Origin of the sequence: Mesobacillus stamsii (genome assembly GCF_030814065.1) — a bacterium.
GTDB classification, from domain to species: domain Bacteria; phylum Bacillota; class Bacilli; order Bacillales; family Cytobacillaceae; genus Mesobacillus; species Mesobacillus stamsii.
Genome location: NZ_JAUSUN010000036.1, coordinates 1 through 15,687, shown reverse-complemented (window position 1 = coordinate 15,687; position 15,687 = coordinate 1). Strand labels below are relative to the sequence as shown.

11 protein-coding genes are annotated in these 15,687 nt (G+C 43.1%); 3 read left to right on the top strand and 8 right to left on the bottom strand.

Features of this window, described 5'->3' with window-relative positions:
- The gene (locus J2S25_RS18175) at positions 1-1,284 is read right to left on the bottom strand and encodes an ABC transporter permease subunit (RefSeq protein WP_044391357.1); all 1,284 of its coding nucleotides are present in this window, start codon (positions 1,282-1,284) and stop codon (positions 1-3) included.
- Between the two features lie 357 nt (positions 1,285-1,641).
- The gene (locus tag J2S25_RS18170) at positions 1,642-2,916 is read right to left on the bottom strand and encodes an extracellular solute-binding protein (protein WP_307192545.1); all 1,275 of its coding nucleotides are present in this window, start codon (positions 2,914-2,916) and stop codon (positions 1,642-1,644) included.
- Positions 2,917-3,205: 289 nt separating this feature from the next.
- Here J2S25_RS18170 and J2S25_RS18165 point away from each other — a divergent pair, with 289 nt between their 5' ends.
- Together J2S25_RS18165 and J2S25_RS18160 are read left to right on the top strand one after the other, a co-directional pair.
- A complete protein-coding gene (locus J2S25_RS18165; RefSeq protein WP_044391392.1) occupies positions 3,206-4,966 on the top strand; it encodes an alpha-glycosidase in 1,761 nt (586 codons plus the stop codon).
- A gap of 132 nt (positions 4,967-5,098) precedes the next feature.
- Positions 5,099-6,442: an MATE family efflux transporter gene (locus J2S25_RS18160; protein ID WP_307192544.1), complete on the top strand. Its 1,344-nt coding sequence runs from the start codon at positions 5,099-5,101 to the stop codon at positions 6,440-6,442.
- 6 nt (positions 6,443-6,448) lie between these two features.
- Here J2S25_RS18160 and asnB read toward each other — a convergent pair whose 3' ends face one another.
- Positions 6,449-8,296: an asparagine synthase (glutamine-hydrolyzing) gene (asnB, locus tag J2S25_RS18155; protein WP_307192543.1), complete on the bottom strand. Its 1,848-nt coding sequence runs from the start codon at positions 8,294-8,296 to the stop codon at positions 6,449-6,451.
- A gap of 164 nt (positions 8,297-8,460) precedes the next feature.
- Here asnB and J2S25_RS18150 point away from each other — a divergent pair, with 164 nt between their 5' ends.
- The gene (locus J2S25_RS18150; protein WP_044391363.1) at positions 8,461-9,021 is read left to right on the top strand and encodes a DUF2777 domain-containing protein; all 561 of its coding nucleotides are present in this window, start codon (positions 8,461-8,463) and stop codon (positions 9,019-9,021) included.
- Positions 9,022-9,072: 51 nt separating this feature from the next.
- Here the strand turns inward: J2S25_RS18150 and J2S25_RS18145 are convergent, their stop codons facing one another.
- The 5 genes from J2S25_RS18145 to J2S25_RS18125 all read right to left on the bottom strand — a co-directional run bounded on the left by J2S25_RS18145 (position 9,073) and on the right by J2S25_RS18125 (position 15,558).
- Entirely contained in the window at positions 9,073-11,106 is a 2,034-nt protein-coding gene (locus J2S25_RS18145) for a putative bifunctional diguanylate cyclase/phosphodiesterase (RefSeq protein WP_307192542.1), read from the bottom strand.
- Between the two features lie 127 nt (positions 11,107-11,233).
- Positions 11,234-11,587 (bottom strand): YisL family protein, encoded by a 354-nt coding sequence (locus J2S25_RS18140; protein ID WP_044391365.1) that lies wholly within the window; start codon positions 11,585-11,587, stop codon positions 11,234-11,236.
- Between the two features lie 79 nt (positions 11,588-11,666).
- Complete coding sequence (locus tag J2S25_RS18135; RefSeq protein WP_044391367.1) at positions 11,667-12,572, bottom strand: fumarylacetoacetate hydrolase family protein; 906 nt, start codon at positions 12,570-12,572, stop codon at positions 11,667-11,669.
- Between the two features lie 42 nt (positions 12,573-12,614).
- On the bottom strand, positions 12,615-13,799 hold the full coding sequence (locus tag J2S25_RS18130) for a DUF418 domain-containing protein (RefSeq protein ID WP_307192541.1): 1,185 nt from the start codon (positions 13,797-13,799) through the stop codon (positions 12,615-12,617).
- Positions 13,800-13,980: 181 nt separating this feature from the next.
- Positions 13,981-15,558: a long-chain-fatty-acid--CoA ligase gene (locus J2S25_RS18125; protein WP_044391370.1), complete on the bottom strand. Its 1,578-nt coding sequence runs from the start codon at positions 15,556-15,558 to the stop codon at positions 13,981-13,983.
- Positions 15,559-15,687: the final 129 nt, after the last annotated feature.

The window sequence follows — 15,687 nt, the reverse complement described above, 5'->3', positions numbered from 1 at the left end:
TTACATCATATCCTCTTCTTGGAATGATTTCGTTCTCTTGAACTGCCATAAAGCTACTCCGATAACGATCAAGGAAAGCAGCATGGTAATGGCGGCAGCTTTAGAGTACTGTGCGGACGTCATCGTTAAGCTGTAAATCCACGAAATCAGGATATCTGTACCGCCGGCATTTGCGCCTGGCATTGCTGGCCCACCGCCGTTAAAGAGATAAATGATATTAAAATTATTAAAATTAAACGTGTATTGTGTAATCAAAATGGGCGCAGTTGCGAAAAGCACAAGCGGCAAAGTGATGTTCTTTAATTTCTGAAAAGTTGTTGCACCATCGACAGTTGCTGCTTCGTACAACTCTTCCGGGATGGATTGAAGGACCCCTGTTACCATCGCGAAAATGAACGGGAATCCAAGCCATGTCTGAATCATAATCAATGCGATTTTCGTATACACTGCTTCAGTCATCCATGGAATATTAGCGATTCCAAAAAAGCCGAGGATGTCCCGGTTAATCGCACCGAATGATTCGTTGAACATACCAGCAAATACAAGAATTGATACGAAAGCAGGTACAGCCCAAGGAAGAATGAATACGGTACGGATGATTGCCTTTCCTTTAACGTCCTTCTGGTTGACAAGAATCGCCAGAAACATTCCTAGGGCAACCTGGAAAGTTGTTGCGACGAATGTCCAAATGATCGTCCATGAAAGAACGGAGAAGAATGTCTGACGCCAGGATTCCAATTGGAACAAATCAAAAAAGTTTTTCAGTCCGACCCAGTCAACCAGTTTCGCAGGCGGCGAATGATACAGATCATAGTTTGTAAATGCGAGCAAGACTACGAAAATGATCGGGAACACAACAACGAAAATTAATAGCAGGAATCCAGGTGACATGATCAAATATGGGAACCCATTATCAATTAAATTATTGTATTGCTCCTTAACCGTGCTAAGACGCTCCCCCGTGTCTCTTTTTAAGCCATTCTTATAGGCATCATTTAAGCTGAAAAGATAAAAACCAATTCCAAAAATCAGGACAATCAATGCCAGGATTCCTTCCACCAACAAGAAGATGGAGTGGTCACGAGGCGTTTGCTCTCCGAGGGTAAACAGGCCCCATAACCCCATGTTTAGCAAGTCTTTGAACACTCCGAAGAATGCACCGGTTAAAACTAAAAATGCGGTCCCTTTTAAATATTGTTTGTTGTATAGCTGACCTAGCCCAGGAATCATCGAAAGGGCTGTTGCTATTTTGCGGTGGTTGGTTTGATAGGACTTCGCTTTCATCCCTATTCCCCTTTCTCTTTCTATATAATTGATAAGGCGATTTTCGAAAACAATGCTGATGCTTGATCATCGAGGACAAGCCCTCGCTGTGACAACCAATCTAGCAAAATCAGCCTTGTTTAAAAGCATCAGATGCTTTATGAGAACGAATACATTATCTTTCATACTGTTTCTGTATTATACCGAAAGCTTTTGTTTTCCCTCTCAGGAAGCACCTGATTGGCTTACTCTTATTTTAGCGCAACCGTTTGCTCCATAAAAGACTTTTTTTCTGTTTCAAGAAGGCGACAACTTTATGGCTTTATCTTAATAGAACAGTACCTCCTCAATGGATGTACTGTTCTATTATAGATTGCTTTATTTCGAGTGGTTTTGCTGGATGTTCTGTTCTATTTGCTTAACTGCTGAATCTAGAGCTGCTTGCGGCTCCGCTTTGCCTGTTACAACAGTTTGCAAGGCGCTGGCCATTGGTGCCCAAACTTCACCCATTTCAGGAATGTTCGGCATTGGAACTGCGTCTTGTGTTTGAAGTGCAACAGCTTTAGCACCTTCATTTTCAGCGATTGCTGGATCGTCAACTAAAGCTACGTTAGTTGGAACTTCAGCAGTTTGCTCGAAACGGTACTTAGCGTTTTCGTCGTTTGTAATGAACTCGAGGAATTTTGTAGCCCATTCCTGGTTCTTTGAGTAAGAAGAAACATGCCATCCTTTCACACCCATAAAAGTCTTCATTGGTGTGCCATCTGCAAATTTAGGGAATGGAGCTGCACCGAATTCGATGCCAGCATCTTTCATGCCACCAAATGCCCATGGTCCGTTCATAACAGACGCTACTTTCCCTTCGTTGAAAAGTCCATCCATAGCAGATCCGCCATTTTCACCGATAATTCCATTAGGGAATAGCTTTTCAGCATACCACTTCTGAATGTACTCTGTACCTTTTACAGCACCTTCGTTGTTCAAACCCAGATCTTGAGGGTTAAGAGCGCCGTCTTTTTCCCCAAATACATATCCGCCGTTGCCAGCGATTGGAGCGTGTGCAAAGTAGAAGTTATCCCAAAGTGCAAGGAAACCGTATTTGCCGTCTTTCGTGTTTGCTTTTGCGAATGCATATAGATCTTCCATAGTTGCAGGAACTTCAGTCATAAGAGCTTTGTTATAGATAAAAACTGGAGTTTCCGCAGACTTTGGAAGTCCGTATAATTTACCGTCGAAAGATTGGGCAGCGATAGAAGATTCAGAGAAAGTTGCCTTTACGTCATCGCTTACATTTAGTTCAGCAATATGTCCTTGAACTGCAAGCTCACCGATTTGGTCATGCGGAAGTGTGATAATGTCTGGACCGGTGCCAGCTGGGCCGTCAAGACGTAATTGCTCTTTCATTTTTGTAGCCATTTCTACTTCTTTAACCTCGATTTTGATACCGTTTTCTTTTTCGAAATCAGCAGCTACTTTTTCTAACCAGCCTGATTTATCTTTGTCTTCCCAAACTACCAGCTTCTCTGGTTTAGAAGCATCTTCTGTTTTCTTGCCCGTGTCGTTTGAAACCGGGTTTTCTTCTTTAGGTCCACAAGCGGCAAGTGCCCCGATCATTAAGACCAGCATCATGAAAATTGACCATCCTTTTTTCATTGTATTTCCCTCCTAAAATTGTTTCCTTACTTTTTTAATTGTGCATGATGTTTTCTAATCTGTGCAAACGTTTGTAATCCCGTCCGCAATTCTATGAAAACGATTGCACAACCTACTTATTATTATAAAGACTAAAATCCTTTTGACAACTATTTTTTTTACTTATAGCCAATAAATTTTTATTTTTTTGTAAATCGGCTATTTTTATTTGACATTTCTAAATAGGTGGTCTACCCTTGTTTTAATCTGACATTGATCGTATTTGATAATGAAAGGAATGGTTTCCTCCTTGTTAAAAGAAGCGATTTCCCACCGTCCTGGAGACAATGATGCATACGCTTGCACGAATGAAGAGCTACATATTCGCATTAGAACAAAAAAGCATGACATAAAAGAAGTTTCTCTTTTGAATGGTGATCCTTATGACTGGCACGATGGAAAATGGACAACAAATACCGTTCCAATGAGGAAAAGCGGTGCGGACCAGTTATTCGATTATTGGTTTGTCTCGATTAAACCGCCTCATAAAAGATTGCGTTATGGATTCCTATTGAATGATGGTATTGAAACAGCCTGTCTGACGGAAAAAGGTTTTTACGACCAACCGCCGTTAGACGATACAGGATACTATTTTGCTATCCCTTACATCAATAATATTGACGTATTTCGTGCTCCTGGCTGGGTGAAGGATACAGTCTGGTATCAGATCTTCCCAGAGCGCTTTGGAAATGGCGATTCTGCTAATGATCCTGAAGGTACTTTGCCATGGGGAAGCGCACCACCTGAGAGAGATAACTTTTTTGGCGGGGACCTCCAAGGTGTAATCCAGAATATCGATTACCTGGTTAACCTTGGGATTACCGGTATTTATTTTACACCGATTTTCAAGGCTTATTCCAACCATAAATACGATACAATCGATTATATGGAAATCGACCCGCAATTTGGGAATAAGGAAACACTTAAACGGCTGATCCAGGTTTGCCATGAGCATGGAATCAAAGTCATGCTTGATGCAGTGTTCAACCATAGCGGCTTCTATTTTCCGCAGTTCCAGGATGTTCTGGAACAAGGGGAAGCGTCTCCTTATAAAAATTGGTTCCACACGAAAGAATTTCCGCTCGTAATGGAGCCAAAGCCAAACTATGAGACATTTGCTTTTGAAAAATCGATGCCAAAGCTGAACACGGAAAATCCGGAGGTGATGGAATACCTTTTGGAAGTGGGACGCTACTGGGTACGTGAATTCGATATTGATGGCTGGAGACTTGATGTAGCGAATGAAGTCGACCATGCCTTCTGGAGAAAATTCCGTTCTGAAGTGAAAGCAATCAAACCTGATCTCTATATTCTTGGGGAGATCTGGCATGACTCGATGCCGTGGCTGCGCGGCGACCAATTCGACGCTGTCATGAACTATCCGTTCACTACGAATATCTTAAACTTGTTTGCCCGCGGAGCTATTTCGGTACAAGAGTTCATGGAAAACATGACAACGGTCAACCATATGTATCCGAAAAACGTAAATGAAGTCGCCTTCAACCTGATTGGTAGCCATGATACACCAAGAATCCTGACGGAATGTAGCGGAGACGAAGATAAGCTTAAACAGATTTTCACGATCCTGCTTTCTTATATTGGTACACCTTGTATCTATTATGGCGATGAAATTGGGATGAGCGGCCCGCAGGATCCAGGCTGCCGAGAATGCATGAAGTGGAAGGAAGAAGATCAGAACAAGAATATGTTTGAGCATGTTCAGAAGATGATCCGCCTTCGCAAGGAATATCCGCTGCTGGCGAATGAGGGGGAACTTCATTTCCTTTCATCGGATTCCCATGAAAGCTGCATTGCTTATACGAAATCAAACGGCGAAACAACCATTTTGGTTGTCGTGAATATTAGCGATGAAGAAGCAAGTTACCACCTGCCGTTTCATTTAAAAGGCAAGAAAATCACGAACATATACACTGGAGAAGAATATGCTGCTGATAGCGATGATTTGACAGCGAAAATTGCCGCAAATGGATATGCGTTGTTCCAGTTTTAAAGTTAGTAGCCCCTTCCTATTTAGGGAAGGGGCTTACCTTTTTTATTTTCCCCAACAAAAAATGAAGGTTTTTACGCTAAATTCCTTCCTGAGTCTGTATAAAAACAGAATTACAACTTGGAGATGGAAAACATGAAGAAAAAAACAGCTAAATTATCGTTATTTGCCATTACTTGGCCATTATTTATTGAAATTATGCTTTATATGCTGATGGGGAATGCGGATACCTTAATGCTTTCCCTGTACTCGGACAACTCAGTCGCAGCAGTTGGGGTAACCAATCAAATTCTCTCCATGGTTATCGTCATGTTTGGCTTTATCGCCACAGGTACCGCCATCCTGGTTGCGCAGAATCTAGGGGCAAACCAGCACAAGGAGGCACATGAAATTTCCGCTGTCTCGATCGGGGCGAATCTTGTTTTTGGTTTGATTTTGAGTGCAGCCGTCTTCGTTTTCAGCGAGCAGCTGCTCAACTTGATGGACCTGCCTCCTGAACTGTTTGACGAGGCTAACTCCTATTTAAAAATTGTCGGGGGCTTTTCTTTTATTCAGTCGCTGATCATGACGATTAGCAGTATCGTCCGCAGCTATGGTTTTACTAGTGATATCATGTATATCACGATCGGCATGAATGTGCTGAATGTGATTGGCAACTATTTCTTCATCTTCGGTACTTTCGGCTTTCCTGTGCTTGGGGTTGAAGGTGTAGCGATTTCAACAACTGTCAGTCGGATTGTTGGATTGCTTGCAGCGATTTACGTCATGAAAAAGCGGATCCCTGGGTCGATGCCATTGTCGCTGCTGTTCCGTTTCCCGAAAAAGCATTTACAGAACCTGCTCCATATCGGGATTCCTTCTGCCGGCGAGAATTTAAGCTATAATGGGTCGCAAATGATGATCACTTATTTTATCGCCACACTTGGAACACAGGCCCTGACGGCTAAGGTATATACACAAAATATCATGATGTTCATATTTCTTTTTAGTATCGCGATCAGTCAAGGAACACAGATATTAATTGGCCATATGGTCGGCGCAAATGAAGTCGAGCGTGCCTATAAACGAGCTATGAATAGTTTAAAACTTGCAATAATGATTTCGATCGCTTCAGCAGTGACCGCTTCCTTCTTTTCAAAAAAATTGCTGGGGATCTTTACTGATAACCCCAGCATTATTGAACTCGGCACTATCTTATTTTTGCTTACGATCATTCTTGAACCCGGCAGATCTTTCAATCTGGTGCTGATTAGTTCATTAAGAGCAGCTGGCGATGTGAAATTTCCGGTTTATATAGGCATTCTGATCATGTGGGGAGTCAGCGTACCCCTTTCTTATTTTCTAGGAATCTATTTAGAAATGGGTCTTGTCGGCATCTGGATCGCCTTCATTGCCGACGAATGGCTGCGCGGACTGCTCATGCTCTGGCGCTGGAAATCAAGGTTATGGATGAGGAAGTCCTTTGTAGCTGCAAAATAGATTTTCTTAATCTGCAATATTAATATGATAGTCCCGGAACCAGATATGAATCTGAGCAAGCTGAGCAAGCAGCTGCGGTCCGGTCATAAGTTGGCCGAACCATGGAACCTTGAAGGATGCGCCCTCGGTTTCAATCATTTTTTGCAGCGTAGTTTTGTCGAAGAATTCATGCAGCGCACTGTTCGAATCGGACATGAAATCTGATAGCATTCCTTTCACTGCCTGAGTGTAGCCGGGATGGTGGGTCTTCGGATATGGACTTTTTTTCCGGTATAATACTTCCTCAGGCAGTATTCCTTGCAATGCCTTACGGAGGATTCCCTTTTCCCTGTTTCCGTGCATTTTCATTTCCCACGGGATGTTCCAAACATATTCGACAAGTCGATGGTCCGCAAACGGCACCCTCACCTCAAGACTGGCACCCATGCTCATCCGGTCCTTCCTGTCGAGCAGGGTCGTCATGAACCAGGTGATATTTAAATAGAATAATTGTCGCCGCTTTGCATCGATTTGATTCTCTCCATCAAGTACCGGCACCTCAGCTATTGTCTCATTGAATTTCGCCATCATATAATCTTCCAAATTCAATTTTTTTCGCCAATCATCTCTCAGCATATTCTGCCGCTCATTAATGGAACGCATCCAAGGAAATCCCTGTCGGTTGAGATCATCCTCCCGGTGAAACCATGGATACCCTCCAAAGATTTCGTCTGCGCATTCACCCGAAAGGCTGACGGTGAAATCCTGTTTGATTTCCCGGCAGAACCAAAGAAGGGAGGAGTCAATGTCTGCCATTCCTGGCACGTCCCGAACATGCACAGCTTCTGTCAAATAAGCTGCCAGTTCTTGTTGGGAGATAACGCTGTTATGATGAACGGTCCCAAATGTTTCTGTCATCTTATTGATCCAGAAGGCATCCGCATTAGGCTGAAACTCGCTTACCTTAAAGTACTGATCATTTCCTTCATAATCGATGGAGTACGTATGCAGGCTTCCTTTGCCCTCTTTTTTATAATGGTTTGCGGCAATCGCCGTAATGGCACTTGAATCCAATCCGCCAGAAAGGAACGTGCACAGTGGAACATCGGAAACGAGTTGCCTCGTTACGGCGTCTGTGAACAGCTCACGTACCTTCTCAGAAGTTTCTTCAAGACTGTCTGTGTGTTCTTCGCTTTTGACGTTCCAATACCTCCAAATTTTCAGCCCATTTTTTGAAAAAATGAGTCCATGCCCTGGACGAAGTTCCTTCATATTTTTAAAAATACCAGCCCCTGGTGACCGGGATGGCCCGAGCCCAAAAACCTCGCATAATCCTTCTCTGTCTACCTCTGTTTTCACTTCAGGATGTGCCAACAGCGCCTTTTGTTCAGAGGCAAACATAAATCCTCCCGCTGTTTCCATGAAAAACAGCGGCTTCACGCCGAGACGGTCGCGACCGATGAACAGCTTTTCCTCCAGATGGTCCCAAACAGCGAAGGCAAAAATTCCATTTAAATATTCAAGGCAATTTTCCTTCCATTCCATGAAAGAAGTAAGCAATACTTCTGTGTCAGAATGGCCATGAAAAGAATATCCTTTTACTAGCAGTTCTTTCCTCAGGTCCTCGGTATTGTAGAGTTCTCCGTTATAGCAAATGGTATAGCGGCTATCTCCCTGTGCTCTGGTCATCGGCTGCTTGCCTCCCTCGGGATCGACAACCACCAGCCTTTTATGTCCCAGCGCTGCATGCTGCGAAGTCCATACATTCGTATCATCAGGACCTCTTTTGCTTAAAGTTTCCGCCATCTTGGCAATTAATTGATGCTCATGATCTAAATTTCTACGATAGTCTACCCAGCCTGTAATTCCACACATTAATGATCATCCCTTCTCAGCGGAACTTTTTCCTGAATCGCTTATGCATTACTCATCTTATGCAGAAAGATTCCATCTGGTTAATCGCCTAACTTATCCATCTGTTATAAATTCATCAAAATCTGTCTAAAAAGAAGGTGAGCGACAATAAATGGAGGATCCAAATGAATCGACAACAACGAAGCAATCTTATCGAATACCAACCCCGGTCATTCAATGCCGGAACTGTAGAGCATATTAATGCACAATGGATATTCTTTGATGAAGAGACGGAGGAAGCAGCCCTTATTGAGGAGTTTGCCCACCAAGAGGTAGAAGTGCAGCGAAACAGCAAATGGTGTAAAGGGATTTTACTGGATGACGGCAACATCCAGACTGGCAAGGAAATCCTATCCCTTACAGATCAGGAAATGATCAGAATCAGAAAGCAGCTGATCTATTCTTTCGAACGTCTGCTGGATGAATTGAATGATGAGGCATTTGTCCAATTCATTCAAACCTTGAATTCGTTGAAGTTCTCGCTCTATGATTGCATCTATTGTTATAATCATCTAACATTTCTTGATCATAAAGCCGGAAGATCCGGAGTGAATTTTTTGATTTTCGACAACGAAGAACATATTTGCAGCGTACAGCATCATTTTGATTATTATGAAATCCAAATGGACCGGTTTGAATTGACCTTGAACAACGGAAAGCGGACGGTGGTCGAACGAATATCGTAAACAGCAATAAAACCTGCATTCGAGGGAAGGCAGGTTTTCGCTTCTAATCGCTTATTTTACCGTGTATGCAATGTTTTCTACAGTCCTAAATCCTTGTTCAAAGGCAGCCGTATCAAGCGGTTTCTGGATATAGTAACCTTGAGCATAGTGGCAATCCAGATCTCTCAAGATGTTCATCTGTTCATGTGTCTCTACGCCTTCCGCAACGATGCTCACAGCTAGTCCCTGGCCCATGGTGATGATTGCCTTAACAATGGCAATATTGGATGGATCGTCATGCAGGTGCTTGATGAATGACTGGTCGATTTTCAGGGTATCAATCGGTAAATTTCGTAAATAACTTAATGACGAATACCCTGTGCCGAAATCATCCATTGATACTTTCACTCCTAGTTCCTGTAATGACTTCATGATGGAAATGCTGTAACCGATATCCTTCAGCATCGCGCTTTCTGTCAATTCGAGCGATAGGGATGCCGGAGCAAGCCTTGAAACGTGAAGAGCCTCCATCACCTTGCTTAGAAAGGTATGTTGCTGGAATTGATAGGCTGAGACATTAACGGAAATTCCTAGATTAGGAAATCCGTTTTGCTGCCAGTACTTTGTTTGAACACAGGCTGTTGTCAGGACCCATGCGCCTATTTCTTCAATCAACCCAGTTTCTTCGGCTAGCGGAATAAACTGCGCCGGTGAAACAAGGCCAATAAGAGGATGCTGCCAGCGAATAAGCGCTTCGATACAAGTAATTTCTCCTGATTTCAAGTCCATCAGCGGCTGATAGTAGAGATGGAATTCGTTTTTCTCGAGTGCTTTTCTTAAGTAGCTTTCCAGTTCCATGCGAACCATTGCTTGATCATTCATCCCGGTTGAATAATACGTGATCTTATTCCCTCCCTGACTTTTTGAACGGTTCATCGCTATATCAGCATTTTTCAGCAGCGTATGTTCATCAAAGCCATCCTCTGGAAAAGAGCTGACTCCAATACTGGCCGTTACCATAAATTCTTGATTCTGGTAAGACAAAGGCAATGAGATAAGCCTTTGGAATTCTCTTGCCCACTTGGTCGTCAGGTCGATGCTGACATCCTCTGTCAACAGCAACGTAAAGGTATCGCCGCTGAATCTTGCCAGATAGGCGCCTGTTGGCATCTGATTGTGCAGTCTTTCCGCCAGTTGTTTTAAAACAAAGTCACCGGCAGAATGTCCTAGACTGTCGTTGATGATCATAAAGCGGTCAAGATCAATAACAAGGACGGCAAGCAGTTCTTTCTTCTGCTTTGCACGATGGACCATTTTCTCCAGCTTTTCCGTGAATCTCATTCTGTTGGGCAAACCTGTATCCCGGTCATAATAGGCTAGCTGAATGATTTTTTCTTCTGTCTTTTTTTGGCAGGTGATATTCCTGCCGATTCCATGTATTCCCACACAGGAACCATTGACTGTAATCGGAATGTTTTTGATTTCAAAAATTTGAGGTTCAGCGGTTTTGATGCGAATTTCGATTGTATAGGATTGTTCTTTTCCTTCCAATGCCTGAAGAAAATACCATTTTGCACGTTGAATGTCTTCTGGATCGATAAAATGGTGCGCAGGCCTGCCAATCAGTTCGCTTTCATCATAGCCGAAGGTTTTCATGAACGACCGATTAGCACTTGTAAAAGCCCCGTTCCGATCGGTGGAATAAACAAAATCTTCATTATATTCAAACAAGGACTGATAATATTGTTGAGAAATCTTAAGGCTCTCATTTAACTGAAGAATGTCTTGTTGCGAGGCTGTTAGCAGGTGGGACAATCTGTTGATGGTGTGTTTGTCGTTCCCCTCAGGAAGGAGCTCTTGCTTGTTGAGAATAGTAAAATAGATAAGATAAGGATGTTCAGCGCAATACTTGCCTCTGTCATCACACACCACCAGCACAGACAATGGAAGCTGCTTCATCAGAAATTGCTGCAGATGCGGTAGTTTTTCTGCTTTTGTATAAAAAATTTGCACTAAAAGATTTGCATGTTCTTTGAATGAATTGCTCTCTATAAAGCTAGTAACTTGTCTATCACTTTCATAAACGCAGCTTTTTGTTGTAGCCATAGCATTCTCCCTATCTTTATTTCTCCAATAACCCTCCCTCTTAAATTATCATAATTGTTCCCATAACGATAGGGGGGAAAAACAAAAGCTGCCCATTTATGGACAGCAATTTTTCGACAACTTCGATTTAGAACAAATCAGTGCCAAGTGGAAGGGAAAAGCCTAAATATAGTACAAGCAGAAGAGCCACGGTGAATTGGATCCACAAAACAGATGCCTTTTCGTTCTTTTTTGTACGGATCACGATCATTTCAAACATAGAGATGACCCACAGGCCAACCGCCGCTTTCAGCACGTACATAATGTCGATTGTAATGCTGAAAAGAAGCCAAAAGCCAGTCAATAGAATCAGCACGTAAAATAATCTTAGGACCATATGGGCAATTTTCGCACCCTTTTCGTTACCGCCTTTATGTAGTCCCAATGCCACGAAGAATAAAACCAAAGCCAAAACCCAGGCTGTTATATGGGCATGTATCATGTACCGTCCTCCTAATTGTAAAGTCTAAAATATCATACCATAACAGTATGGATAATCCTATCAATTAGCGGCGGTGTATTCATTCGACTTTATTTCTTAACGTCCCAATTCCTTTGATCGAAATTTCAATGAGATCTCCAGATTTTAAGAACCTTGGCGGCTTAAACCCTTTTCCCACTCCAGCCGGTGTTCCAGTCGCAATGATGTCACCTGGCTCCAGTGTCATTCCTTGTGAAAGGACGGCAATCACTTCTTCAATCGGAAAAATAAATTTTTCCGTATTGGAATCTTGCCTTAATTCGCCGTTTACAGTTGTTTTTATATCCAGTGCATTCGGATTCGCGATTGCTGACTTATGGACAATCCATGGTCCCATCGGGCACGCAGTATCAAGGCTTTTGCCGATGAAAAATTGCTTGTGCTTTTCCTGGAGGTCCCGGGCGGTAACATCATTGATAATCGTGTAGCCAAACACGTAATCCAAGGCTTCTTCCTTCGTGATCGCTTTCCCTTCTTTGCCAATGACAACAGCTAGTTCCCCTTCATAGTCCAATTGCTCTGTCAGTTCCCTTTGGGCTAAGATATTTTGTTCATGAGCGGTTACAGTCGTAGGGGCTTTCGTAAACACCATCACATGCTCGGGAATATCTTCCTTGCTGCCCAATTCAATCGCATGCTCGGCGTAATTTTTCCCGACACAAAAAATATTTTTAGCCGGTCGCGGGATTGGCGCCAGTAATTCAACAGTTGAAAGCGGAAGGAAAAAGTCGCTTTCCAGTTTGTTATCCTTCACCCACTGGACCGTCTTTTCCGCTTCCTGATAAAATTGGTCACCTAACGAAATGGCTTGAACCATGTCAGCTGGAATGTAAGCATTGCCACTCATCTTTTCATGAACTTCCCGCAGTGGCAGAACATGGCTTCCTTTATCATTTACGATTCCGATCCATTGGCCATTTTCGTTTTTTATCGTAGCGAATTTCATTTAAATTTCCCCCTCTGTGTAATTTCTCGTCTCCTTGCCTAATCATACTCCTGGCGGTTTTTTGAATTTCTGAATATGTAAATAACTACCGCTTCGCCACAGCCATTCGACCGGGCCAAAATAAAATCTTTTGAGCCACCAGCTGCTGAAAGCTAATTGACTTGCATAAATCGAAAGAGCGAGCATAGTTCCAGCGAATATGGAAACATCTCCATAGTAACCGAGTCCGTAACTGTAAAAAACCATCGTCGAAAAGATGGACTGGAATAAGTAGTTGCTGATGGATAGCCTGCCTGCAGCTTCGAGCGGATATAAGACTCTGTCCATTTTCCTGGATTCGGAAAGAAGGGCAATTATCAATGCATAAGCCATTGCCAGCATCGCTCCGCCAAAAATATCCTGAGCATAATCGGTCCAATACGTTCTGCCATAAAGGTAGGGAACGAACTTGATCAGCAGACCGATGGTGGCAAGTCCTGCTGCAAATGCGCCAATCTTTTTCTTATTCCTGTGCACTTGTTCGAAAAGCCTCATCTTGGCCGCGCCGGCTCCAATCAGGAACAAAGGCAAAATGGTGATCAAATAAAAGAACAAACCGGTGAGATTATTATTTTTATACCACTCTGTCATTCTTTGCTCTGTCACTTCGGCAAAGCTGCCAGTTTGATAGACAGTCATTGCCTGTTTTGCAGCCTGTGCATCATACATCGAAAACGCGGCGCCTCCTTCCACTGCCGAGGCTGCACCAAGCATCCACACGAGAAAGACATTTGGAACAATATAGATAACCAAACCTGCAATCATCAATCTTTTTGCGCTCCATCCCAAAAAGAAAAGAAAGACAAACCCGCAGACTGCATAGGTTATCAGGATATCCCCTTCCCAGATCAAAAAAGCATGAAGGCATCCAATCAGCAGTAGCAGCGAAAGCCTTCTCACGACAAATGGAGTGAACTTCAGACCTTTATCAAGGATCCGCTCTCTTAAGATTACCAGCCCATACCCGAACAACATGGCAAACAACGGATAAAAGCTGGCCTGGATCCACACATCGATGAATCTGTAAGTAAATACATTGATATTTCCATTCCACCAGGTTTCAGGATCGATAGAAAAATACGGTGAGTGGAATGAAATCATGTTGACGAGCAAAATCCCCAACAATGAAAATCCCCGCATTCTGTCGATCGAAACAATCCTGCCCGATGCCTCTCCGTTGCTCTCCATTTTCCTCCTCATTTCATCCAATGTTTAACATATAATCTATGTATAACACACTATCGGCAAATATGGCAAAAGGAACGAAAGGATCCAACGCAGAAACTACTGATGCTGGTATTCTTTCGTTCACACCGCTATGCTTTGATAAGGAATCCTTGTAGATGATAACGAAGTTTTTGTGGCATTTTTACTCTTTTAAGCTTGTTTCCAAGTACTCCTTTCTCAATTGGACCTTTTGGATTTTACCGGATGCAGTTTTCGGCAGTTCTTCCACAAAAGTTACCCCAGTTATGGCTTTGAAATGGGCCAGTTTGTCCCTGGAAAATGCAATAAGATCCTTTTCCGTAATCTGTTCGTTTTCGCGTAAAACGATATATGCGTGCGGGGTCTCTCCCCATTTTTCATGTGGGACGGCAATAACGGCAGCTTCTAGGACAGCCGGATGGTCGTACAATGCTCCCTCCACTTCGATGGATGAAATATTTTCGCCTCCACTAATAATGACGTCTTTTTTACGGTCAACAATATCGATATTCCCGTATTCGTCTACTGTCGCCATATCGCCTGTGTGAAGCCAGCCATTGCGAATCGTTTCCATGGTAGCCTCTTCATTTTTCCAGTAGCCTTTCATTACGCCATTGCTTCGGGTTGTTATTTCGCCAATTTCCTTGCCGTTATGGGCAACCTCTTCGCCAAAATCGTTGACAACCATTACCTGGCAGCCAATCATCGAGATCCCTGCCTTCGCTTTCATTCGGTACTGTTCATTCAAAGGCAGCTCCTTCAAATGCGATCTGATTGTAGAAATTGTACTTAAAGGGGAAGTTTCTGTCATACCGTATACCTGGATGAATTCCCAGCCAAGTTCTTTTTCGACACGGGTAACGAATGCCGGCGGCGGAGCGGAACCAGCGATGACTACACGCACCTGCTGTTCAATGGTTGGAACATTTTTTTCATAATACTGGAGCAAGGCATTCAAAACTGTCGGTGCCATATGCATCACGCTGACTCTATGCTTTTCTAATGCGCTGAAGATCGCCTCGGGAGTCGTCTTTCGGAAGCATACCTGCGATGATCCATTTGCTGTGTAATAAAATGGTGAACCCCATCCATTTACATGAAACATTGGCAGGACATGCATCAGCACGTCTTCATCGCTGACCCGCAAATGATGCATGGAGCTCATAGCATGTAGATAATTATTCCTGTGCGTCAGCATGACACCCTTTGGATTACCCGTTGTCCCGCTTGTATAAAGGAGACTGCAAACATCATTTTCGTCAAGCTCTTCGCGTTTAAACGGTTCAGAAGAATGCTGTAAAAGCCAATCATCGTACCCGGTTTCCACCGTGCTCTCTTCCTTGTAATGGACAATGATTTCCTTCACTGTTTCCAGCTGATTCTTGATCGGCTGGATTAGATGGTATAAGTCTTGATCAACAAATAACACTTTGGATTCACTGTGATTAAGGATGAATAGATAATCTTCCGGTTTAAGGCGGATGTTCAGAGGAACCATCACACCTCCGACCTGGAAAACACCATAGAAACCTTCAAGCATTTCAAGCGAATTTGGAGCAAGGTAGGCAATGCGGTCCCCTTTGACAGCTCCAAGCTTCCTCAGTCCATCAGAAAGCCGATTTACTCGTTCATTAAGATCAGAATAGGTAAGCGCCCTGTCCTCGGAAAAAATAGCCTTTTTGTCTCCATAAAGGGAAACCGCGCGATCTAGAAATTGGTTCAACAGCAATGGAACGTTCATATTTGCCTCCTCAAGGTATGATTAAAAATTCTAAATATATAAATGGAATTAAAGGATTTTAGGAATATTCGTCCAATTATTATAGGTAAATAAAACCTATGGGAAGGCGGACAAATAATGAAAATCCTC

Bases quoted from the DNA above. Each gene is read 5' to 3' on its own strand.
- J2S25_RS18145 (WP_307192542.1), bottom strand. From the start codon at position 11,106: ATGGCTACAACAAAAAGCTGCGTTTATGAAAGTGATAGACAAGTTACT.
- J2S25_RS18135 (WP_044391367.1), bottom strand. From the start codon at position 12,572: ATGAAATTCGCTACGATAAAAAACGAAAATGGCCAATGGATCGGAATC.
- J2S25_RS18125 (WP_044391370.1), bottom strand. From the start codon at position 15,558: ATGAACGTTCCATTGCTGTTGAACCAATTTCTAGATCGCGCGGTTTCC.
- J2S25_RS18140 (WP_044391365.1), bottom strand. From the start codon at position 11,587: ATGATACATGCCCATATAACAGCCTGGGTTTTGGCTTTGGTTTTATTC.
- J2S25_RS18150 (WP_044391363.1), top strand. From the start codon at position 8,461: ATGAATCGACAACAACGAAGCAATCTTATCGAATACCAACCCCGGTCA.
- J2S25_RS18175 (WP_044391357.1), bottom strand. From the start codon at position 1,284: ATGAAAGCGAAGTCCTATCAAACCAACCACCGCAAAATAGCAACAGCC.
- J2S25_RS18160 (WP_307192544.1), top strand. From the start codon at position 5,099: ATGAAGAAAAAAACAGCTAAATTATCGTTATTTGCCATTACTTGGCCA.
- J2S25_RS18170 (WP_307192545.1), bottom strand. From the start codon at position 2,916: ATGAAAAAAGGATGGTCAATTTTCATGATGCTGGTCTTAATGATCGGG.
- J2S25_RS18130 (WP_307192541.1), bottom strand. From the start codon at position 13,799: ATGGAGAGCAACGGAGAGGCATCGGGCAGGATTGTTTCGATCGACAGA.
- asnB (WP_307192543.1), bottom strand. From the start codon at position 8,296: ATGTGTGGAATTACAGGCTGGGTAGACTATCGTAGAAATTTAGATCAT.